The following is a 1,190-nucleotide window of genomic DNA, read 5'->3' on the forward strand; positions in this document are numbered from 1 at the left end:
CGCCGCTCGTCCATGTCCGTCATGTTCCACCTCCGATCCAGGCCAGAGCGCGCATGCCGACCGGCTGGCTGGCCGATTCGCAAGCGGAGGCATGTCATCGTCGCTCCCTCGGTCAGGGCCCCGCATAAGGAGTGCTGATGTCGCCCAGTTCCGCTCCAGCCAGCTCTATCAGCAGCCACCCCAGTCAGCGCCTCAGTCGGGTTTGCAGTGCCAGCCGATCGACAACGAGGTTGTCGAGGTGCAGCACGCCTGACCGTCCTCTTTGCGCCAGGCCCCTAACCAATGCCCGCGTCCCGTCCAGCACAAAGACACCGCAATCATAGCCGTTGCTCTGCTGGGTCATGCGGGCTAGCTCCAGACGAGCGCCCAGCCGTTGTGCGAGCAGTGCTGCAGGCCCGTCGTTGTATCCCACGGCGGAATCGTAATGATAGGCAGCCGGCCTTGCCCGTTCGCGACGATCAACGAGCAGCAGCGACCAATGGCTGCCGCGGCGATTGGGATCCGAAGCACTGGCATCGCTCACTGGCAGGAACAGGAAGTCGGCTGTGTCATTACCATCGTGATCATGGACAATGTGCTGGAAGGCGCGCGTGGCCACGCTCTGGGAGCCCAAGCGCAGATGATAGTGGGCTATGAGCGGATCCACGAGCCGCGTCCGGGAGGCGAGATCCGGATTGTCCCGCTGCAGATCCTGAATCAGAAGCATGTAATCCGCCGCGATATGCTCGTCGCTCAGCCAATCCCTGGCGCCGAGCTCTAGCCCACCGTGGCCGTGGAACGAGGCTGTCTGATTCAACGCCGCTATCTGAGCATCCGCCGATGTGCTCGGAAACGCCGGTGCATAGTGAGCATCGTCACGCAACTCGTGCGGGGTGGAGGGCAAATCAACCAGAGGGTCAAGACCGCGGTAGATGTCTGATGACGGAGACCTCGCAGACGAGGGGAGGGAGGGCAAATCAACCAGAGGGTTAAGACCGCGGTAGATGTCTGACGACGGAGACCTCGCAGACGAGGGCGTGGAGGGCAAATCAACCAGAGGGTCAAGACCGCGGTAGATGTCTGAGGACGGAGACCTCGCAGACGAGGGCGTGGAGGACTGCATCTGCGTGGTGAGCCAATCCCAAGCCCCCTCGAACGGAGTATGCGGAGCTGAGGAAAACTCTTGAAACGAGCTGGCCTGCTGGGCGCCT

Annotated in this window: 1 protein-coding gene; it reads right to left on the minus strand. The window is 62.4% G+C overall.

The features are described from left to right. Positions 1–184: 184 nt before the first annotated feature. Positions 185–796, minus strand: coding sequence for a C48 family peptidase (locus RFM52_RS32720; protein WP_320224066.1), 612 nt, complete (start codon positions 794–796; stop codon positions 185–187). Between the last annotated feature and the right edge of the window lie 394 nt (positions 797–1,190).

This window comes from Mesorhizobium humile, assembly GCF_033977215.1.
GTDB classification, from domain to species: domain Bacteria; phylum Pseudomonadota; class Alphaproteobacteria; order Rhizobiales; family Rhizobiaceae; genus Mesorhizobium; species Mesorhizobium humile.